The following is a 21,396-nucleotide window of genomic DNA, read 5'->3' as shown; positions in this document are numbered from 1 at the left end:
TAACAGGACTCCTTCATGGCTCGTTTCTTTATTGACCGCCCCATTTTTGCGTGGGTGATCGCATTATTCATCATGGTTGTCGGCGCGGTGGCGATCACCCAGCTGCCGATCGCCCAGTACCCGACCGTGGCGCCGCCGGCCATCGTGGTCACCACCGCCTACCCGGGCGCGTCGGCCCAGACCCTGGAAGATAGCGTCATCAGCGTGATCGAACGCGAGATGAACGGTTCGCCCGGCCTGATCTACATGGAATCGAACAGCCAGGCCAACGGCACCGGTACCATCACGCTCAGCTTCGAGACCGGCACCAATGCCGACCTGGCCCAGGTCGACGTGCAGAACCGCCTCGGCCGCGCCACCCCGCGCCTGCCGCAGGCAGTGGTGCAGCAGGGCGTGCGGGTGGACAAGGCGCGCTCGAACTTCCTGCTGTTTACCATCCTCTCGTCGGACGATCCGAAGTGGGACCCGATCGCGCTCGGCGACTACGCCTCGCGCACCGTGCTGCCGGAAATCCAGCGTATCCGCGGCGTCGGCCAGGCCCAGTTGTTCGGTACCGAAAAAGCCATGCGCATTTGGATCGATCCGGCCAAGCTGGTGGGCTTTAATCTGTCGCCGGCCGACGTGAACAACGCCATCCGCACCCAGAATGCGCAAGTCGCCTCGGGCACCATCGGCGACTTGCCGAACCTGGGCGGACAAGCCATCACCGCCACCGTGGTCGTGACCGGCCAACTGGCCAGCATCGAGCAGTTCGGTAACATCGTACTGCGCGCCAATCCGGACGGTTCGACCGTGCGCCTGAAAGACGTGGCCCGCATCGAAATCGGCGGCCAGAGCTACTCCACCTCGGCGCGCCTGAACGGCAAGCCGTCGACCGGTATCGGCGTCCAGCTGTCGCCGAGCGGCAATGCGCTGGAAACGGCCAAGCTGGTGCGCGCGCGCATGAACGAACTGTCCAAATACTTCCCGCCCGGGATGAAATACGCGGTCCCGTTCGACAGCTCGGCCTTTGTCGAAATCTCCATCAAGCAAGTGCTGGAAACCCTGGTCGAAGCGGTCATCCTGGTGTTCTTGGTGATGTACCTGTTCCTGCAGAATTTCCGCTATACCCTGATTCCCACCATCGTGGTGCCGGTGGCATTGCTCGGTTCCCTGGCGTCCCTGCTGGCGATGGGCTTTTCGATCAACGTACTGACCATGTTCGGCATGGTACTGGTGATCGGTATCGTGGTCGATGACGCCATCGTGGTGGTCGAAAACGTCGAACGCATCATGAGCGAGGAAGGCTTGCCGCCGCTCGAAGCGACGCGCAAGGCGATGGGCCAGATTTCGGGCGCCATCATCGGCGTGACCGTGGTGCTGGTGTCGGTGTTCGTGCCGCTGGCCTTCTTCGCCGGCGCGGTCGGTAACATTTACCGCCAGTTCTCGGCGGTGATGGTCTCCTCGATCATCTTCTCGGCCTTCATGGCGCTCTCGCTCACGCCGGCCATGTGCGCCCACTTCCTCAAACCCGTCGAAGCCGGCCACCATCATGTGAAGAAAGGCTTCTTCGGCTGGTTCAACCGCGGCTTCACGCGCACCGCCAAGACCTACGAAGGCTGGGTCGGCACCACCTTGCGCCACACCGGCAGCTCGATGGTCGTGTTCGTCGTGCTGGTCGGCGTGGTCGGCCTGCTGTTCGTGCGCCTGCCCAATTCCTTCCTGCCCAACGAAGACCAGGGCTACATCATCGCCAACTTCCAGCTGCCGCCGGGCGCCACCCTGGAACGCACCGGCAAGGCGCTGCGCGAGGCCGAAGACTTCATCCTCAAGCAGCCGGAAGTGGCCAGCATGGTCGGGGTGCAGGGCTTCAGCTTTTCCGGCTCGGGCCAGAACATGGCGCTCGGCTTCATCACGCTCAAGAACTGGAAAGAGCGCGGCGGCGCCGGCCACAGCGCCGGCGACGTGGCTGGCCGCATTTCGGGCCGCATGAGCCGTGTCCGCGACGCCTTCATCTTCGCCATCAGCCCGCCGCCGATTCCCGAACTGGGCAGCAGCACCGGCTTCTCGTTCCGCCTGCAGGACCGGGGCGGCCTCGGACGCGCGGCCCTGCTCGCCGCGCGCGGCCAGGTGCTGGGCGCCGCCAGCAAGAGCCCGGTGCTGGCCGGCGTGCGTCCGGAAGGCCTGGAAGACGCGCCGCAGGTGCAGCTCGACATCGACCGCGACAAGGCCAGCGCCCAGGGAGTGACCTTCGACGCCATCAACACCGCCATTTCGACCTCGCTCGGCTCGTCCTACGTGAATGACTTCCCGAACGCCGGGCGCCTGCAGCGCGTGGTGGTCCAGGCCGACGCCAAGGACCGCATGCAGCCGGAAGACCTGTTGAAACTGAACGCGGTCAACAACAAGGGCCAGCAAGTGCCGCTGTCCTCGTTCGCCACGACGCGCTGGATCACCGGTCCGATGCAGACGGTGCGCTACAACGGCTACCCGACCATGCGCATCGCCGGCGACGCAGCCCCGGGCCGCAGCACCGGCGACGCGCTGGCCGAAATGGAACGCATCGCGTCCGAACTGCCGCCGGGCTTCGGCTTCGAATGGACCGGCCAGTCGCGCGAAGAAAAACTGTCCGGTTCGACCGTGTTCGTGCTGCTCGGTTTCGCCTTGCTGGCAGTGTTCCTGGCCCTGGCCGCGCTGTACGAAAGCTGGTCGATTCCGGTATCGGTGCTGCTGGTGGTGCCGCTCGGCGTGCTGGGCGCGCTGATCGCCGCGGGCAGCCGCGGCTTTCCGAACGATGTCTACTTCAAGGTCGGCCTGATCACCATCATCGGCCTGGGCGCGAAGAACGCGGTCCTGATCATCGAATTCGCCAAGGACTTGCAGGCGCAGGGCAAACCGCTGGTCGAAGCGGCGATCGAAGCGTGCCACCTGCGCTTCCGTCCGATCCTGATGACCTCGTTCGCATTCATCCTCGGCGTGATGCCGCTGGTGATCGCCAGCGGCGCCGGTTCGGCCAGCCAGCGCGCCATCGGTACCGGCGTGGCCGGCGGCATGATCACCGCGACCGCACTGGGCGTGTTCTTCATCCCCGTGTTCTTCGTGGTGGTGCGCAAACTATTCAAGGGCAGCGAGCGCCAGCGCAAGAAATATGCGCACGAAGACGGCGCCGCTTTGACCGCGGAGGTAAAACATGACGTATAAGATGACGACCTTGATGACCCGACTTACTCCCCTGGCGCTGGCCCTGCCGCTGGTCCTGGCCGGCTGCGCATCGATGGCGCCCAAGTACGAGCGTCCGGCCGCGCCGGTGGCGCCCGCCTTCCCGGCGCAAGCGATGAGCAGCGCCAGCACCGAAGCGGCATCCGCCATCGCCTGGCAGCGCTTCTTTGCCGATGCGCGATTGAAGCAACTGATCGAACTGGCGCTGGCCAATAACCGCGACCTGCGCGTGGCGATCCTGAACATCGAACAGGCGCGCGCGCAATACCAGATCCGCCGCGCCGACCGCCTGCCCACGCTCAACGCCAGCGTGACCGGCAGCCGCGTGCCGGGATCGAACGACAGCATCAACAGCAACTACACGGCCGGGTTTGGCATCAGCTCGTTCGAGCTGGACTTGTTCGGCCGCGTGCGCAGCCTGAGCGACGCCGGCCTGGCCCAGTACCTGGCCAGCGAAGAGGCGCGCAAGAGCACGCACATCAGCCTGGTGGCCTCGGTCGCCAACGCCTATCTGAGCCTGCTGGCCGATGAAGAATTGCTGGGCCTGACGCAAAAAACCCTGGGCGCGCGCCAGGAATCGCTCAAGCTGATCCAGCTGAAATACGATAACGGCGTCGTCTCCAAGCTCGACCTGCAGCAGGGATTGTCCTTGCTCGACAGTGCGCGCGTGGTGCTGGCACAGCAACAGCGCCAGCGCGCCCAGGACCTCAATCTGCTGACCTTGCTGGTCGGCCAGACCCTGCCGGCCGGGCCGGATACCAGCACCACCTTGGCGGCGATGTCCTTGAGCGAATTGCCGGCCGGCTTGCCGTCGGACTTGCTGACGGTGCGCCCGGACATCCGCGCCGCCGAGCAGCAGCTCATCGCCGCCAATGCCAACATCGGCGCGGCGCGCGCCGCCTTCTTCCCGCGCATCACGCTCACAGGCAGCGCCGGCAGCGCCAGCAATGAGCTGAGCGGCTTGTTCAAGAGCGGCTCGTACGGCTGGACCTTTGCGCCGCAAATGGTGCTGCCGATCTTCGACTACGGCCGCAACAACGCCAACCTGGGCAGCGCCAAGGCCGGACGCGACATCGCCGTGGCGCAGTACGAGAAATCGGTGCAGACGGCCTTCCGCGAAGTGTCGGATGCGCTGGCGGGCCAGGCCACCTTCGGCGAGCAACTGCGCGCCCAGCGTTCGGTGGCCGAAGCGGAGGCCGAGCGTTTCAAGCTGTCGGACCTGCGCTACCGCAGCGGCGCGGCCAGCTACCTCGACCTGCTCGATGCCCAGCGCTCGCTGTTTTCAGCCGAACAGGCGGCGGTGCAGGCCAACCTGCAGCGGCTGCAAAACCAGGTCACCTTGTACCGCGTGCTTGGCGGCGGCTGGACCGCCCCGCAATAAACCCCTCCCCCCGACGGGGCCGGGTCTGGCATCCAGACACGGCCCCGGCTGTACAATCGCGCTTGTCGTCCATCCGCCTGGCCGGGAACTTCACGGCCACTCATCCTGTCTACCGATTCCAGGGCCACAATGCGCTTTCGTATGAGCACGCTGTTCAACACCACCATGGCCGTGTTGGCCGCCGCGCTGACCGCTGCCGCCGGTGCCGCGCCCCAAGCCGACCTGCCCGCCCGTCTGGCCGCGCATGTGCGCCAGATCGCTTCAAGCGAACACAACACTAGCACCCCGGCCGCGCTTGAAAAAGCCGCCCTCTACCTCGAAGCCACCCTCGCCGCCCAGGGCTACGCTGTGCGGCGCGACGAGTACACCTATGACGGCCGGCGCGTGCGCAACCTGGAAGTGTCGATCGCCAATATTGCTCCCGGCAAGCGGCCGGATCACGTCTATATCGTCGGCGCGCATTACGATTCCGCGCCGGGCACGCCGGGCGCCAACGACAACGGCAGCGGTACCGCCGCCGTGCTCGAACTGGCGCGCATGTTCAAGGGCGTGGTCCCCGTCCCCGGTAACGAACTCAGGTTTGTCCTGTTCGTCAACGAAGAACCGCCCTATTTCGGCGGCGAAGGCATGGGCAGCCGCCATCACGCCAGGGCGCTCAAGGCGGGCGGCCAGCATGTCGAGGCGGCGCTCATCCTGGAAACCATCGGCTACTATTCCAACGCCAGGAACAGCCAGCGCTATCCACCCGGCGTTTCCGCCTTTTACCCGGACCAGGGCAATTTCATCGCCTTTGTCGGCACGCTCGGTTCGTCGGGACTGGTGCGCAAGACCGTGGCGGCCTTCCGCAAGGCCTCCACCTTCCCTGCCGAGTCGCTGGCGGCACCATCGTTCGTCAAGGGCGTCACCTGGTCCGATCACACTTCCTACAACAAGGAGGGCTACGATGCGATCATGATCACCGATACCGCGACCATGCGCTACCCGCACTATCACCGTGGCACCGACACCCCCGACAAACTCGACTATGCCAGCATGAGCAAGGTGGTCGAAGGCATGGCCAGCGTCATCCAGGGGATGATCCAGGCCCGCTAAAGGCGAGCGGCAAAGAGCACAGCGCCGTGGCAATCGGTGCGCGCTCTATTGGATGGAAATCCTGTTTCGCGGTATCCTGTACCAAGATCCTCTCCTGAAGCGAGTGCACGGTGAGCCACTATCGAATGCTGCTGAAGTCCGCCTTGCTGGCCTTGTGCATGCTGCTGGCCGCCGCTGGCGCGCAGGCCCGCATCAAGGTGATCGTCGCCACCGACTCGTGGGCCCAGCTCATGTATCTGGACAGTCGCAAGGTGCCCAAGGGTGAGCTGGCCGATTTCGTCTACCGGATGAACGAGGTGCAGGACCAGTTCCAGTTCGAACTGGTCATCTACCCGCGCCTGCGCCTCGACCGCATTTTCATTGACAAGGAAGCCGACGTGTATCCGCTGCGCACCATCGCGTGGACCCGCCCGGAACTCGGCTTGCTGCCGACCAAGACCATCTTCACCAGCGGCGATATCTATTTCGCGCACCGCGCCAACCGCTTCGGCGGACACAAGGTGTTTGACGATTTGACGGTGCCCACCGTGGCCGGCGTGCGCGGCTATCATTACCAGTTATTTAACAACAACGCCGACGAAACCTATGTCAGGAAGAACTTCAAGGCCTATCTGGTCGACTCCAATGAAAGCGTGATCCGCTTCGTGCTGGCCGATCATGCCGATATCGGCATCGTGCCCGAAGTCATCATGGCGAAATACCTGAACGACCCCAAGGTCCGCGAGCAAGTGATCGTGGCCGACCGCTACGACTCGCAGGTCGAGCTGTCCAACCTGGTCAGGAAAGATGGCCCCATTTCCGTGGAACAAATGAATACGATCGTCGACCTCTTGATCGCATCGGGCGATGTAAAAAAACTCAAGGCCAAACTCAGCATTCAGCCCTACCGTTCGCTTAAAAAGTGAAGTGGCGGCTACTGAAATCGGCGAGGAAAGCGCTGGTGTCCTCGGCGGTCAGGGGCCGGCTGAACAGATAGCCCTGCATCACGTCGCAGCCCAGGTCGCGCAAATAACGCGCCTGTCCGGCCTCCTCCACGCCCTCGGCGATCACTTCCAGCCCCAGGCTTTGCCCGAGCGCGATCACGGCCCGCACGATGGCCGCGTTGCCGCCGTTGTTCATCATGTCGCGCACGAAGGACATATCGATCTTGAGCTTGTGGACCTTGAGTTGCTGCAGATACGCAAGCGACGAGTAGCCGGTGCCGAAATCGTCGATCGACAGGCGCACCCCGAGCGCGCGCAAGTCGGCCAGCGACTGGAACGATAGCTCGCGTTCAAGCATCACGAAGCTTTCGGTGATTTCCAGTTCGAGCTGTTGCGGGGCGATGCCGGCCTCGTCGAGCGCGCGCTTGACCGACTCCAGCAAGCGCCCGCGGCTGAGCTGCACCGCCGAGATATTCACCGCCGTGTGGCGCGGCGCCTGCCCGGCATCGCTCCAGCGCCGGATTTGCTGGCAAGCCGTGGTCAAGACCCACTCGCCCAGTTCGACGATCAGGCCGCATTCCTCGGCCAGCGCGATGAAGGCCGCCGGCGGCACATTGCCGCGTACCGGATGGGTCCAGCGGATCAGCGCTTCCAGGCCGACCAGTTCGCCGCTGCGCAAGTCCACCTGGGGCTGGTAATGCAGGGAAAACTCGCGCCGTTCTAGCGCGCCGCGCAAGTCCGCTTCCAGTGCCAGCCTTTCCCTGGCGCGACTGCTCATTTCCGGGGAGAAAAAGCGCAAGCTGCCCGGGCCCTTGGCCTTGGCCTGGTGCAGGGCCGCGGCGGCATTGCTTTGCAAGTTAGCCACATCGGCACCGTCGGCCGGATACAGCGCGATGCCGACGCAGGCGCCGACGTAGGCGCTGGTACCGTCCAGCAGGTAGGGCAGGGACAGGGCGTCGATGATGCGCTGTCCGACCAGGTCGGCGCCGGGCGCGTTCGCATCGCGCTCGAGGACGATATTGAACTCGTCGCCGCCCACGCGCGCGATCGCGTCCACCCCGGGCAACAGCGCGCGCAGGCGGGTCGCCACCTCGGTCAGCAAGCGGTCGCCGGCGCTGTGTCCGAGACTTTCATTGATAGTCATGAAGTTGTCGAGGTTGACGAACAGCAACGCAAACTCGGATTGCGCGTGCCCGGCCTGCGTCACGGCGTGCACCAGCAATTCGCCGAACAAGGCGCGGTTGGACAAGCCGGTCAGGGGATCGCGCCGGGTGACGAAATCGAGCTGCTGTTCGGCCTGCCGCCTTTGCGTGATATTCGCGTACGACCCGCGCCAGCCGCGCGGCTTGCCCTCGGCGTCGAACACCCGTTTGGCCACATGTTCGACCCAGCGTTCGCTGCCGTCGTGGGCGCGGATGCGGCAGGCGAACGGTCCCAGCTCGTCGAGGCCGCTGGCCGGCCCGAACTCGGCCCAGGCCGCCAGATCGGCCGGATCGATGATTTTTTCCATCAAGCCCGGGTCGGCGAAAAAATCGGCCGGCGCATAGCCCGACACCGCGCTGCAGGCGGGCGACACGTACTGGTAGCTGCCGTCCGGCCCCAGCCAGTATTCCCAGTTGGGTGAGTAGTCGGCCAGGATGCGGTATTTCTCTTCGCTTTTCTGGAGCATGGCGGTGCGCTGGGCGACCAGGCGTTCGAGCTGGCGCCGCAGGCGGCCCAGCTCCAGGTGCATGCGCACCCGCGCCCGCACTTCCTCGATGTCGAAGGGCTTGGTGATGTAGTCGGCCGCGCCCAGCTCGAAGCCCTTGAGCTTGTCTTGCCGGCTGTCGGCCACGGTGACAAAAATGATCGGAATGCGGCTATGCTCGGGCAGCGACTTGATGTGATGGCAGACCTCATGGCCGCCCATGCCGGGCATCATAATGTCGAGCAAAATCAGGTCGGGCGGCGCGTCGCCCTGCACCATGTCCAGCGCCTTCGCGCCCGAGCCGGCGATCATGATGCGGTAATCGTCGCGCAAGGCGTCGAGCAGCCCGTGCAGGTTCTGGGGTACGTCGTCGACCAGCAGCACGGTCGGCGCGCTGGCCGGCTCGGCGCCATGGTCGGTGTCGAACAGGGCCGCGTCCTCGCGATAGCGCTGCAAGGTCAGCTGGGTGCTCACGCGCAGCAGCAGCAATTCCGGATCGACCGGCTTGGTGATGTAGTCGGCCACGCCCAGTTCGAGGCCGCCGGCGACATCGGCCGCGTCGTCCAGGGCGGAGACGAAGATGACGGGGATATGGGTGGTGGCCGGGTCCGATTTCAGGCGCGACAAGACGGTATAGCCATCCATGCCCGGCATCTTGATGTCGAGCAGGATCAATTCCGGCTGCGGACTGCGGTGTGCCAGTTCGAGCGCCTTTTCGCCCGAGGTGGCGGCCGTCATCGCGTGGTTCGCGCTCAGGATATTCATCAGCAGATGCAGGTTTTCGTGCACGTCGTCGACGATCAGGATACGCGGGCGGGGTCGGTTGAATCGGCTCATGGATGGGTTCCGGGTTACTGCTGGCGGAGGGGGCTGTCGGTGTGCGGCGACGGCATGGCATGGTCGTGGCTGGCATGGCTCAGGCGCAGGCGCAAGGCCTGGGCCAGCGCCACCGCTTGCTCGATTGCAAACGCATCGGCACAGGCGGCGATCTCGGCAATGGCGGCGGCGGCGCTGGTGCCGACCGCGCTCGCGCGCAATTCCGCCAGCAGGGAGGCGGCCCGCCCCAGATCGTAGTCGAGTGCGTTTGCCAGCTGGTCGAGCAAGGCAATCAGGGTGGGGGCCGGCAAGGCCGCGCCGGCCGGTGCGTTCGCATCCGCGTCCGCGTTGGCGGCGGCCATGGCGTCGATATCGGCGAGCAGCGCGGCCAGCAAGCCCTGCATCGATGCGAGGTCGGCCGCGGCGGGGGGCTCTGCGTTCTTGACCTTGCTGTTGATCGCGCCCAGCCGGGCAAACAAGGCGGTCGCACCCAGATTGCCGCTCACCCCGAGCAGGATATGGCAGTAAGCGTCGGCAGCCGGGTAGTCGGGCCGCGCCAACATGGATGTCAGTTGCGCGGCGGCATCGCCGTAATTGTCGCGAAAGCGCAGCAATTGCCTGCGGTAGGCATCGGCCTTGCCGCCGATGCGGCGGATGCCTTCGCGCACGTCCAGGCTGGTGAGCGCCAGCAAATCCGGGGGAAAGCGGATCGGCGCCGGCGCCGGCGCCGGCGCCGCGAGCTCTTGCGGCGCCAGCCGGATCCAGCGCGCCAGGGTCGCCATCAGCCGTTCGGGCGCGATCGGCTTGGTCACATGGTCGTTCATGCCGGCGGCGCGGCTCTGCTCGGCATCATGGGCCATCGCCAGGGCGGTCATGGCGATGATGGGCAAGCTGCCGAAGCGCGCGCCATGGTCCATGGCGGCCATGGCGCGGATCTGGCGCGCCGCCTCGAAGCCATCCATCAGCGGCATCTGGATATCCATCAGCACGCCGTCGTAGTTCCCGCTGCGCACCATCTCGACGGCTTGCCGGCCATTGACCGCCTCGTCCACCAGGATGCCCTCGCTGCGCAACAGTTCGCTTGCAAATTCGCGGTTGATGTCATTGTCCTCGACCAGCAACAGGCGCGCGCCCGCCAGGCCCGAGCTGCGCAGGCGCAGGGCCGGGCGGCGCTGCCCGTCATTGTCCAGGATGCGTTTGCGGCCCAGCACCGAGAGCACCGAATCGAGCAGGGTCGACGGCGAGACGGGCTTGATCAGAAAACCATCCACGCCAGCCTGCTCGGCCAGCCGGAACACATCTTCGCGGCCATAGGCGGTGACCATCACCACCTTGGGCGCGGAGGCGATGCGGCTGTCGGCGCGCAGGTGGCGGATCACTTCGTCGCCGTTCATGCCGGGCATGCGCCAATCCATCAGCACCAGGTCGAACGGCTGGTCGTTCGAGGCGGCCAGCGCTGCCAGCGCCCCCACCCCGCTGGCGGCCACGGTCACGTCGAGCTGGAGGAAGCGCAGCATGTCGGCCATGATCTCGCGCGCCGATTCGCTGTCGTCCACCACCAGCACCCGGATTCCCTTGAGCAGGGGGCCGACCGGATCGACCAGCGCCTGCGGTGCCTGCGCATCGGGCGCTGGCCGCGCCAGGGTCAGCTCGACGCACAAGGTGCTGCCCTGGCCAGGCTGTGAATGCGCAATCCAGACGCGCCCGCCCATCAGTTCGACCAGTTCCTTGCTGATGGCCAGGCCCAGTCCGGTACCGCCGAAACGCCGCGTGGTGCTCTGGTCGGCCTGGGTGAACTTGGCGAACAAGGCGTGCTGCACTTGCGGCGACATGCCGATGCCGGTGTCGCGCACCGCCATCTCGATGGTGATGTCGCTGTCGCTGGCGGCCACCGTGCGAAAGCTCAGTTCGACTTCGCCCTGCTCGGTAAACTTGATCGCATTGCCGCACAGGTTCAGCAGGATTTGGCCCAGGCGCATGGGATCGCCCACCAGCTCGGCCGGCATGGCCGGGTCGTAGCGGATCAGGAATTCCACCCCCTTTTGCTCGGCCTGGTACGCGACCGCATCGGTCAGTTGTTGCAGGACGGCGTCGAGGGTGAAGGGGATGTTTTCGATGTCAAGCTTGCCCGCTTCGATCTTGGCGAAGTCGAGGATATCGTTGATGATGCCCAGCAGCGACAACGCGGCGCTCTGCGCCTTGCCCAGGTAATTCTGGAGCGCCGGCGCCGGCTCGGTTTTCAGGGCCAGGTACAGCATGCCCAGCACCGCGTTCATGGGGGTGCGGATTTCATGGCTCATATTGGCCAGGAATTGGCCCTTGGCCAGGTTGGCTGCCTCGGCGGCATCCTTGGCCTGCTGCAATTCGCAGGTGCGTTCGGCCACGCTGGCTTCCAGGTTCTGGTTGATATCCTTCAGTTGTTGCATCGAATCATACAGCTGCGCATGGCTGTCGTTGAGCGCCGCCACCAGCTGGCCGAGTTCGTCCTGGTAGGGGTAAGACAGTGCCCCGCCCTTGCTCTCGCCGCGCAAGATACGCCAGCGCGCGACCCCGCGCGCCACCTCGGTCACGCTGCGCGAGAGGCGATACCTGATGGTCCAGGAAACGATGAGCCACAAGAACGTGCTGCCAAGCACAGAATTGAGCACGACGACAAAGAAGCTGGACTTGATGCGATCCCACAACACGTCGCCGTTGGCATACAGTTCGAGGTAGCCGATCAGGCGCTGCTTGTTGTCGCGTTCCGTGTAGTGCAGGGCCACTTTATTGTGCTGGTACTGGGACGACGCCTGGGCCGCCGGGCTGGACTCGAGGGCGGGAAGATCGCCGTCGCCGACCAGCTCGTCGTCATCCGTGTTGGTGATGCGCACGCCGGTGACGATGGCATTCTGGCGCACGCCGCGCGCCACGGCCGTCAGGCGGGCGGTATCGAGTTCCCACAGCGCCTGTGACGCGCCCGGTTCCACGGTGCGGCCGAGCGAGGCCAAGTCATCGGCGATGGCGCGGCTGACCGCGACATACTGGATTCCCAGCTGCAGCAAGGTCATGCTCACCGATAGCAACAGATACCACGGCAGCATGGTGTAGAGAAGACGGCTTGCAAGCGTTTGCGTGCTGAACATCGACCCTCCGGTCAAGGGAAATCCAGACTCCGGCATGCATAGGCGGCCGCAGTTCCTTGCGGTGGCGCAGCATCTTGCCCAGCGCGCCATGTTAGCGCCCAGACATTCATTCTAGTCGGACGCGATGCCTGTATGCAAGCGCCGGGTGCCGCTGCGCATTCCTGCAAACAGTTGCGCCGATCGCACAGCCGCGGGATACGCGCGCGGCCCCATGACCGGCAATGCCGTCCACGGCTTACGCCATGATAGCGGCGCGCGCCAACGCCCGGGCCACGCAAGGCATGATGGCGCAGCCGCTGGCCAAGGAACGCATGATGTCGGACTGGTACGTGCTGACGTATTCGGCCGTCGCCCGCACCGCGCTGATCGCCCGCAGCACCGACGACACGCTCTCGACCACGTTCGCGGCCACCATCGCGGACAGCGTCAAACGCAGCACGGAGCTGATCAGGCAGATCGAGCCGCTGCTCGCCGGCGACCAGGAAAAGGCGACGCTCCAGGCCATCCTGGCCCAGCGCGCGGCCTACCAGGCGGCCAAGGAAAAAGCCATGGCCGCCAAGAAGGCAGGCGACAGCGCCGCCACCGGCCTGGCCTTCGACGCAAGCTTTCTCCCCGCCGCCAGCGCCTACCAGAACAGCATCCAGGCCATGCTGGCCATGCAGCGCAAGAGCATCGACGACAGCGCCAGCGCCATCGAACAAGCCAACAGCCGCACGGTCGCCCTGCTCCTGCTGCTCGGCACCCTGGCGGTGCTGACCGGCGCCGTGTTCGCCGTCCTGATCGCGCGCTCCATCACCGTCCCGTTCAAGGCCGCCGTGGCGCTGGCGGGCACGGTGGCCAGCGGCGACCTGCGCACGCGTTTCGGCCCCGCCGCGCGATGAAATCGGCGATTTGATGCGCGCCCCGCAGGCCATGAACGGTGCGCTCACGCGCGTGGTGTCGCAAGTTCAGAACGGCACCAAGGCGATTGCCATCGGCTCGACCGAGATCGCCGCCGGCAACCTGGACCTGTCGGCCCGCACCGAGCAGCAAGCCAGCTCGCTCGAGGAAACCGCCGCCGCGATGGAAGAACTGACCTCCACCGTGCGCCAGAACGCCGACCATGCGCACCAGGCCGACCAGCTCGCGCTGGCCGCCTCCCAGGTGGCGCGCAAGGGGGGCGCCATCGTCGGCCAGGTGGTCGACACCATGGGCGCGATCGAAAGGTCGTCGCGCAAGATCGTCGACATCATCGGGGTGATCGACAGCATCGCGTTCCAGACCAATATCCTGGCGCTCAATGCGGCCGTGGAAGCGGCGCGCGCCGGCGAACAAGGGCGCGGTTTTGCCGTGGTCGCCTCAGAAGTGCGCACCCTGGCCCAGCGCTCGGCCGGCGCCGCCAGGGAAATCAAGGCGCTGATCGGCGACTCGGTGGCCCAGGTCAGCAACGGCACCCGCCTGGTGCGCGAAGCCGGCAGCACGATCGGCGACGTGGTCGACAGCGTGGCGAGAGTGAGCAACATCATGTCCCAGATCAGTGCCGCCAGCAACGAGCAGCGCGCGGGCATCGATCAGGTCAACCAGGCGATTGCACAGATGGACCAGGTCACGCAGCAGAATGCGGCGCTGGTGGAAGAAGCGGCGGCGGCCGCGAGCCTGGAAGAACGGGCGGCGCAGCTGGCGCACGTGGCCGGGGGCTTCTCACTGACGGCGCCAGGCCGGCGGCCGCGCGTTGCGGGCCGCATGCCGCTGACACTGGCGCAATGAACCGTCCAGGAACGGGCGCGCGAACGGCGCCGGTCAGCGATACAGATTGATCGAATCGCGCGTTTCCAGCGCCACCCTGCGCGCGGCCGCCGCGAAATCCTCGCTGCCCTTCGCCGCCGCATACAGAATCGCACGCGAGGAATTGATCATCATGCCGGCGCCGCTGGCCGTGCGTCCGGACTTCACGGTCGCTTCCACATCCCCGCCCTGCGCGCCGACACCCGGCACCAGCAGCGGCATCTCGCCCACGATCGCGCGCACCTGCGCCAGTTCTTCCGGGAACGTCGCGCCCACCACCAGTGCGCACTGGCCATTCCTGTTCCACTTCTCGGCCACCAGGCGCGCCACGTGCTGGTACAAGGGCTGGCCGTCGGCCATCAGGAATTGCAAATCCGATCCGCCCGGATTCGAGGTGCGGCACAGCACGATGGCGCCGCGCTCGGTCCACTCCATGTACGGCTCGACCGAGTCGAAGCCCATGTAGGGATTGACCGTCACCGCGTCGGCCCCGTAGCGGTCGAATGCTTCGCGCGCGTACTGGCGCGCGGTGGCGCCGATGTCGCCGCGCTTGGCGTCGAGAATGAGGGGGATGTGGGGATAATGCTGGCGCGCGTAGGCGCACAGGCGTTCGAGCTGGCCTTCGGCGCCGAGCGCGGCAAAATACGCGATCTGCGGCTTGAACGAACACGCCAGGTCCGCCGTGGCATCGATGATCTCCTTGCAAAACAGGAAAATCGCATCGGACTCGCCGGCCAGTTGTGCCGGAAAACGGGCCGGATCGGGGTCGAGGCCCACGCACAGCAAGGAATTGTTGGTGGTCCAGGCGGCGGACAGCTTGTTGATAAAGTTCACAGGACAGCCTCGTAGTCGATTACAAACCCGTCATTGTAGCGCGTCCCATGCCCCTCCCCGCCCGCCGCCACGCACGTTTGAAAAGTCATCGTGTTGGTATTTAGGGTATATTTTTGACCATTCGACAACTTGCTACGGACGGAAATACCATGACACACACTGCATTCGCACGCTGCGCACGGGTGCTGCTGACCCTGGCACTCACAGGGACGCTCCTGTCCGGCTGCGGCTACAACGAGTTCCAGACCAAGGATGAAGCCAGCAAGGCCGCCTGGGGCGAAGTGGTCAACCAGTACCAGCGCCGCGCCGACCTGATCCCGAATCTGGTCAACACCGTCAAGGGTTACGCCACCCACGAAAAGGAAACCCTGGAATCGGTCACGCGCGCACGCGCCGCCGCCACCAGTTTCCAGATTACGCCCGAGGTACTGAACAATCCGGAAGCGTTCAAGAAATTCCAGCAGGTGCAGGGCGAGCTGTCGGGCGCCTTGTCGCGCCTGATGGTGGTGGCCGAGAAATATCCGGACTTGAAGGCCGATGCCAGCTTCCGCGACCTGCAGTCCCAGCTCGAAGGCACGGAAAACCGCATCACGGTGGCGCGCCAGCGCTACATCGTCACGGTTCAGGAATACAACGTGCAGGTCCGCAAATTCCCGACCAATCTGACGGCGATGATGTTCGGCTATCAAACCAAGCCATCGTTCACCGTCGAGAACGAGAAGGCGATTTCGACCGCCCCGACCGTCAATTTTGGCAAGTAAGCAGATGCGCTGGCTGCGATGTTTGTGGATGCTGGTCCTGGCGCTTGGCCTGGGCGGGGTGGCGCGCGCACAGTTGGTGCCGGTGCCGGAGCTGAAAAGCCATGTCACCGACCAGGCCGGCATGCTGAGCGCGGAACAGCGCGCCAAGCTGGAAACCGTGCTCACCGACTACGAAAGCAAGACCGGCAGCCAGATCGCGGTCTTGCTGGTCAAGAGCACGGCCCCGGAACAGATCGAGCAATACAGCATCCGGGTCAGCGATGCCTGGAAACTGGGGCGCAAAGGTGTCGACGATGGCGTGCTGCTGGTAGTGGCGCCCGACAATCCACCCGCGCTGCGGCGCCTGCGCATCGAAGCCGGACGCGGGGTGCAAGGCGTGCTGACCGATGCGCAATCGAAACGCGTCCTGCAAGACGTGATCGCGCCTCATTTCCAGCAAAAACAGTTTTATGACGGCTTGGTGGCCGGCGTGGGCGCGATCGCGACCTTGCTTAACGCGGAAAAATTTCCCGCGCCGGCTCAGCAGCAACAGGCCGCCAAGTCGGGGGAAAACAATATCCTGGTGCCGCTGATCCTGTTCGGCGCCTTTCTCCTGTTCTCCCTGTTCCGCCCGCGCCGTTCGCGTCTTGGCCGCGGCGGCTGGAGCAGCGGCGCCACCGGCTTCATCATCGGCAGCGCGCTCGGCGGCCTCGGCCGTGGCGGCAGCGGCGGCGGCGGATTTTCCGGCGGCGGGTTTTCCGGCGGCGGCGGCAGTTTCGACGGCGGCGGCGCCTCGGGAGATTGGTAATGAGTCCCTCCGCCACCCCATCGATGGACGCACGCATCGCGCGCATCTGGCGCCACTGGCGCAGCACGGCGGCCAAAGGCCGGCGCGCGTTCCCGCCGCACACCTTGGATTCGATCGGCAAGGCCATCACGGCCGGCGAGCAAACCCACCGCAGCGAGCTGCGCCTGATCGTCGAGCACGGCATGCCGTTCGACGCCCTGTGGGCCGGCATGGGCATGCGCGAACGCGCCATTGCCCTGTTCGCGGAATACGGGATCTGGGATACCGAAGACAATTGCGGCGTACTGATCTATATCAACCTGGCCGAGCGCAAGGTCGAAATCGTGACCGACCGCAATGTGGGACGCAAGATCGACAATATCGTCTGGAACCGGGTGTGCGCGTCGATGACGCAAGGCTTTGCGCGCGGCGAATTCCACGCCGCCACCCTTGCTGCATTGGAGCAAGTCAACAAGGTACTCAGCCAGCATTTCCCGGCCAACGGTGCGCGCGCCAATGAGTTGCCGGACAGCCCAGTGGTAATTTGATGCAGCGCAAAAACATCAACGCCGGGCGCGCTGTGTGGTTAAAATTCGCTATTCCCGGACCACATTGAAAGCACTACATGAGACTTGAGCAAAAAGTAGCGATCGTTACCGGCGCCACGCAAGGCATCGGACTGGCCTGCGCCCAGCGCCTGGTGAAGGAAGGGGCGCGCGTGATGCTGGTCGATATCAAGGCCGACGGCGCCGCTAGCGCCGAGGGGCTTGGCGAAAACGCGCGCTTCTTCGCGGCGGACGTCAGCCAGAAAGCCGACGTCGATGCCATGATCGCCGCGACCGTGGCCGCCTTCGGCCGCATCGATGTGCTGGTCAACAATGCCGGCGTGACCCATGCCGCCGATTTCCTCGAGCTGAGCGAGGACGATTTCGACCGGGTCATGCGCATCAACCTGAAGTCGATGTTCCTGTGCGGCCAAGCCGCGGCGCGCCACATGGTGACCCAGCAGCACGGCTGCATCATCAATATGTCGAGCGTGAATGCCGAAGTGGCGATCGCCAACCAGGTGCCTTACGTGGTATCGAAGGGCGGCATCAACCAGCTGACCAAGGTGATGGCGCTGAACCTGGCCGGCTACGGCATCCGGGTCAACGGCATCGGCCCGGGCACCATCTTGACCGAACTGGCCAAGAAAGCCGTGCTGGGCAGCCCGGAAGCGCGCAACACGATCCTGTCGCGCACCCCGCTGGGACGCTGCGGCGAGCCGGACGAAATCGCCTCCGTGGTGGTGTTCCTGGCCAGCGACGACGCTTCCTACATGACCGGCCAGACCATGTATGTCGACGGTGGCCGCCTCGCCCTCAACTACACGGTCCCGGTGAAGGAATGAGCCAAACCAAACAGACCTTGCCGGCCTCGGTCAACATGCTGGCGCTGGAAAACCAGTTTTGCTTCGCGCTGTATTCAGCCTCGCATGCGATGACCAAGACCTACAAGCCGATGCTCGACCGGCTCGGCCTGACGTACCCGCAATACCTGGTGATGCTGGTGCTGTGGGAGCAGGATGCGATCCTGGTCAAGGATATCGGCGCGCGCCTGTTTCTCGATTCGGGCACGCTCACGCCGCTGCTCAAGCGGCTCGAAGGCAACGGCCTGCTGTCGCGCAACCGCGATCCGCACGACGAGCGCCAGGTGCGCATCGTGCTCACGGACGAAGGTCGCGACCTGCGCGCACAGGCCGAGGCGATTCCCGAACAGGTGCTGTGCGCCAGCGGACAGGAACTGGCCGCACTGGGACGCATGCGCAGCGAACTGTCGAGCGTGCGCGACGACCTGTTCAAGGCCATGGACGACCACGACTGAGTCCTGCGGCGGGGGCCGCCCCGCTGTTTGTCCAAAAATAATTTCAGTAAATTAATTGCGCACAATTCAATTGTGCGCTATAGTCATTCCATCGGCACAGCGTTGCCGCCCCAACCCAAGCAAGGAGTCACCATGCAAGTTCTCTACACAGCACACGCAACAGCAACCGGCGGTCGCGATGGCCGCGCCGTTTCCGATGACAAGGTCCTGGACGTCAAACTGTCGACCCCGGCATCCCTGGGCGGCGCGGGCGGCGCCGGCACCAATCCCGAGCAACTGTTCGCGGCGGGCTATGCGGCATGTTTCCTGTCGGCCCTGAAACTGGTCAGCGGCGCGCTCAAGACCCCGGTGCCGGCCGCCACCAGCATCGACGCCTCGGTCGGCGTGGGCCCGAACGACAAGGGCGGCTTCGGCCTGACCGTCAAGCTGGTCGTGAAAACCCCCGGCATGGACCAGGCAACGGCCCAGGCGGCAGTGAACAAGGCGCATGAAGTGTGCCCCTACTCGAACGCGACGCGCGGCAACATCGAGGTCGAGCTGAGCGTGGAAGTCTGAGTGCCGGCATGCAGATATAAGACAAACGCATGTCCGGTATCAAAAATGTCAATTAGACATATAAGTGTCCACGCCGCATAATTGCACCTGTCTCCACTATCTTCCTCCAAGAAAATAGTTTGAAGCCCGCTTTCATCAGCGGGCTTTTTTTTGCCTGGCAAACGCGCAGCCTGTGTCCTGATGCCTGTATGGCAAGGCGGCTGTGGCGCCTGTCCGGTCTTTGAGCCGCAGCAATTTATCGCACCTGCGCAATTGTTGCGCATTGTCATAGCTGGGTCACATTGCCTGCCTATACTTGCTTCATCTGCTGTACACGCACCCGATATGCGTGACTGGCAGCCAGGTGTGCCGACCCAGAGGGCGGCACACCACTCCGAATTGACGATCTCTTGGCCCGATCTTGGGTTTAGCCCGCTCCCACAAGCGGGCTTTTTTTTAACGCAACAGTTTTTCCTGTTCCTTTGACTAGGGTTGGCAAAAAGATGACATTAAGGCTTGAAGCTGCCGCCTATTCATCTATGATGAAGTTCCTCGAGTTTTTTCCTAACCATTGGCCAGCCAAGCGGAGCGATAAGAATGAGTGAACATGTCCTTGATGCATTATCCGAGCCACTTTCTCAACAGGCACACCTCAGCCGCCGCCAGCGCCACAGCCCCGACGACTCGCTCGTCCTTAGTGAACTCAATCCCAGCGCTGTCGTCGACCTCCTCGACGACGACGAAGTCCCGGTCGAACTGATCACCTTTGGCAAGGTCAGGGAAACTTGCCCGAATTGCAAGCATACGCACCTCAAGCTGGTCTTGCGCCAGCGTGCCGTGCGCGTCGCCCACCTGTTCTGCGCCCAGTGCCAGGCCTGTTTCGATGCGCGCTACAGCAATGGTGCACCGGCGCTGACGATCTGAGGTAGCGCCCTTCAGGCAAGGTGCTGGCCGTGCAGGTCCGGCGGCCGGCATGGTAAGGTGATGGTTTTTCCGATACGCCCTGCCATGCCCGCCCTGATTTCCCTTCTTGTCCTCGACGAACGCCTGCGCAAATTGCGCTATGGCACTGCATTGGCCATGTACGCCGCCATTCTCATCATGGGTTCCGTGCCGGGTGCGCGCGCCGAGATCGGCACCGTGGCGTCAGGAATTGTCCTGCACACGATCGCCTACGGGATCATCACATTTCTCTTGTTCACCGGCAGCTTGGGGAGTGCGCGCGCACGCGCGATCAAGTCGGTCCTGACCGTGATGGCCATGGGCGCACTGGACGAGCTGGTGCAGAGTTTCCTGCCGTACCGCTCAGGCGCGGTCGGCGACTGGCTGATCGACTGCAACGCCGCACTGATCACCGCTGGCCTGCTCTGGGCCTTCCTGCCGCAAGCGGCGCGCTCCCGTTAAGCGCGGCGCGCCACCCGGCGTTGCGCACTGCGTAGCGCGCGGCGTAGCGCACGGCGTAGCGCGCGGCGCGTCCAGATACTGCCCGGCACTCGCCTCGCGCAGGAGGCGATGCACGGCTTGCCCCGACAAATGATGTTCACGCAGGCTGATGACGGTCGTTTCCATCGAAGCGACCAGGTCGACAATCAGGCTGGAGAGCGACGAAGCAGGCATGGCGGGCTCTCAAAAAAATGGAAGTAGGAAATTATGGCCCGCCCGATCCGGCGGGCTTTTGCGTTGCATCAATCTCTTCTTGCGCTTGCCTTGCGCCATGCCCTCCTTCCACACGCAACGCAAGCCTATTTCATCATTGTTTGAGCTGCGTCAAATTGCAGAGAATGCATGGGAACGTCGGTCGGATTTTCCGCTCTTACCGGAGTGACACGCGGCATTGTCACGCACCCACGGAACACACCCAACCAAAGGAGTTGATCATGAAGCGTATCGAACAAAGCGTGCTGCTGGCGGGCTTGCTGGCTGCTGCACTGGCGGCCTGCAGTTCCACCGGCATGAATGGCGACACAGCCAGTGGCACCAGCGGCACCAGCGGCGACACATCCGCCAGTACGCCATCGAGCGGGAGCACGACGGGCAGCGGCGCAACGACGGGGACCAGCTCCGGCACCGCGGCAACGGGCAGCAGCGGCATGGCGGGAAGCAGCGGCAGCGCTGCCGGGACGGGCAGCAGCGGAACCACGGACGGCGGCGGCGCCGCCTCGGGCACCGGCAGCAGCCAGACGAGCGGCGGCACGAATACCAGCGGGGGGAGCGGAAGCATGGCCGGCACGGGAACCGGCAGCGCCACGGCCGGAATGGGGAGTTCCAGTGCGACAAGCGGCGGCGCCCAGTCGGGTAGCGGCAGCATGGCAAGCGGAGCCAGCGCGCCATCCGGCGCGCCCAACAGCACCGTGAGCAAAATCGAAGTGGTGAAGAGTCAAGCCAGCGGGACGAGCGGAGCGGGAGGGTCCGTGGGCGGCACCGGCAGCGCCGGCAGTACGGGCACCAGCGGCAGCACAATGACTGGCGACCGCGTCTATCGCATCACGCTCAAGATGGATGACGGCGGCACCCAGGTCATCACCCAGGAATGGGCGCCGTCCTTCGTGACAGGTGACCGCGTGCGCATGGCAGGGGGCGCCATCGAGCGCTAGCGCCGCGCCGATCGGCGACGCGGAACGGCCAGGCAATAGCGCCTGGCGTCGGCATGCCCAC

Annotated in this window: 16 protein-coding genes and 1 pseudogene; 14 read left to right on the top strand and 3 right to left on the bottom strand. The window is 64.7% G+C overall.

Features of this window, described 5'->3' with window-relative positions; all coding sequences use genetic code 11:
• The first annotated feature begins 15 nt into the window (after positions 1 to 15).
• From IV454_RS15425 to IV454_RS15410, 4 genes are all read left to right on the top strand, one after another.
• A complete protein-coding gene (locus IV454_RS15425; protein ID WP_206092149.1) occupies positions 16 to 3,180 on the top strand; it encodes an efflux RND transporter permease subunit in 3,165 nt (1,054 codons plus the stop codon).
• Positions 3,170 to 4,579, top strand: coding sequence for an efflux transporter outer membrane subunit (locus IV454_RS15420; RefSeq protein WP_282961421.1), 1,410 nt, complete (start codon positions 3,170 to 3,172; stop codon positions 4,577 to 4,579). Before IV454_RS15425 ends, IV454_RS15420 begins: the two co-directional genes overlap by 11 nt.
• A gap of 141 nt (positions 4,580 to 4,720) precedes the next feature.
• Positions 4,721 to 5,671 (top strand): M28 family peptidase, encoded by a 951-nt coding sequence (locus IV454_RS15415; RefSeq protein ID WP_206092148.1) that lies wholly within the window; start codon positions 4,721 to 4,723, stop codon positions 5,669 to 5,671.
• 110 nt (positions 5,672 to 5,781) lie between these two features.
• A complete protein-coding gene (locus tag IV454_RS15410) occupies positions 5,782 to 6,576 on the top strand; it encodes a transporter substrate-binding domain-containing protein (protein ID WP_206092147.1) in 795 nt (264 codons plus the stop codon).
• On the opposite strand, the gene IV454_RS15405 is transcribed toward IV454_RS15410, so the two are convergent.
• Together IV454_RS15405 and IV454_RS15400 are read right to left on the bottom strand one after the other, a co-directional pair.
• Complete coding sequence (locus IV454_RS15405; RefSeq protein WP_206092146.1) at positions 6,566 to 9,118, bottom strand: GGDEF/EAL domain-containing response regulator; 2,553 nt, start codon at positions 9,116 to 9,118, stop codon at positions 6,566 to 6,568. The two genes, IV454_RS15410 and IV454_RS15405, sit on opposite strands and share 11 nt — an antisense overlap.
• A 14-nt stretch (positions 9,119 to 9,132) precedes the next feature.
• Positions 9,133 to 12,219, bottom strand: a complete 3,087-nt coding sequence (locus IV454_RS15400; protein ID WP_206092145.1) for a response regulator — start codon at positions 12,217 to 12,219, stop codon at positions 9,133 to 9,135.
• A gap of 227 nt (positions 12,220 to 12,446) precedes the next feature.
• Between IV454_RS15400 and IV454_RS32835 the strand changes: the two are divergent.
• Positions 12,447 to 13,965 (top strand): annotated as a pseudogene (locus IV454_RS32835) (methyl-accepting chemotaxis protein); the annotation flags it as partial.
• A 33-nt stretch (positions 13,966 to 13,998) separates the two neighbouring features.
• Here IV454_RS32835 and pyrF read toward each other — a convergent pair.
• The gene (gene pyrF / locus IV454_RS15385) at positions 13,999 to 14,817 is read right to left on the bottom strand and encodes an orotidine-5'-phosphate decarboxylase (RefSeq protein WP_206092142.1); all 819 of its coding nucleotides are present in this window, start codon (positions 14,815 to 14,817) and stop codon (positions 13,999 to 14,001) included.
• A gap of 149 nt (positions 14,818 to 14,966) precedes the next feature.
• Between pyrF and IV454_RS15380 the strand changes: the two genes are divergently transcribed.
• The 9 genes from IV454_RS15380 (at position 14,967) to IV454_RS15340 (ending at position 21,335) form a co-directional block, all read left to right on the top strand.
• Positions 14,967 to 15,578, top strand: a complete 612-nt coding sequence (locus IV454_RS15380) for a LemA family protein (protein WP_229522264.1) — start codon at positions 14,967 to 14,969, stop codon at positions 15,576 to 15,578.
• Positions 15,579 to 15,582: 4 nt separating this feature from the next.
• A complete protein-coding gene (locus IV454_RS15375; RefSeq protein WP_206092141.1) occupies positions 15,583 to 16,365 on the top strand; it encodes a TPM domain-containing protein in 783 nt (260 codons plus the stop codon).
• Entirely contained in the window at positions 16,365 to 16,892 is a 528-nt protein-coding gene (locus IV454_RS15370) for a TPM domain-containing protein (protein WP_229522263.1), read from the top strand. Before IV454_RS15375 ends, IV454_RS15370 begins: the two co-directional genes overlap by 1 nt.
• Positions 16,893 to 16,969: 77 nt before the next feature.
• On the top strand, positions 16,970 to 17,734 hold the full coding sequence (locus IV454_RS15365; RefSeq protein ID WP_206092140.1) for an SDR family NAD(P)-dependent oxidoreductase: 765 nt from the start codon (positions 16,970 to 16,972) through the stop codon (positions 17,732 to 17,734).
• Entirely contained in the window at positions 17,731 to 18,207 is a 477-nt protein-coding gene (locus IV454_RS15360; protein WP_206092139.1) for a MarR family winged helix-turn-helix transcriptional regulator, read from the top strand. Before IV454_RS15365 ends, IV454_RS15360 begins: the two co-directional genes overlap by 4 nt.
• A gap of 132 nt (positions 18,208 to 18,339) precedes the next feature.
• Complete coding sequence (locus IV454_RS15355) at positions 18,340 to 18,762, top strand: organic hydroperoxide resistance protein (RefSeq protein ID WP_206092138.1); 423 nt, start codon at positions 18,340 to 18,342, stop codon at positions 18,760 to 18,762.
• 576 nt (positions 18,763 to 19,338) lie between these two features.
• Complete coding sequence (locus tag IV454_RS15350; RefSeq protein ID WP_054266762.1) at positions 19,339 to 19,665, top strand: hypothetical protein; 327 nt, start codon at positions 19,339 to 19,341, stop codon at positions 19,663 to 19,665.
• Between the two features lie 84 nt (positions 19,666 to 19,749).
• Positions 19,750 to 20,145, top strand: a complete 396-nt coding sequence (locus IV454_RS15345; RefSeq protein ID WP_206092137.1) for a VanZ family protein — start codon at positions 19,750 to 19,752, stop codon at positions 20,143 to 20,145.
• Between the two features lie 473 nt (positions 20,146 to 20,618).
• A complete protein-coding gene (locus IV454_RS15340; RefSeq protein ID WP_206092136.1) occupies positions 20,619 to 21,335 on the top strand; it encodes a hypothetical protein in 717 nt (238 codons plus the stop codon).
• Positions 21,336 to 21,396 lie beyond the last annotated feature (61 nt).

It is taken from the genome of Massilia antarctica, from assembly GCF_015689335.1.
Classification (GTDB): domain Bacteria; phylum Pseudomonadota; class Gammaproteobacteria; order Burkholderiales; family Burkholderiaceae_D; genus Telluria_A; species Telluria_A antarctica.
The sequence above is the reverse complement of the archived record's forward strand: the minus strand, read 5'-3'. Positions and strand labels throughout refer to the sequence as shown.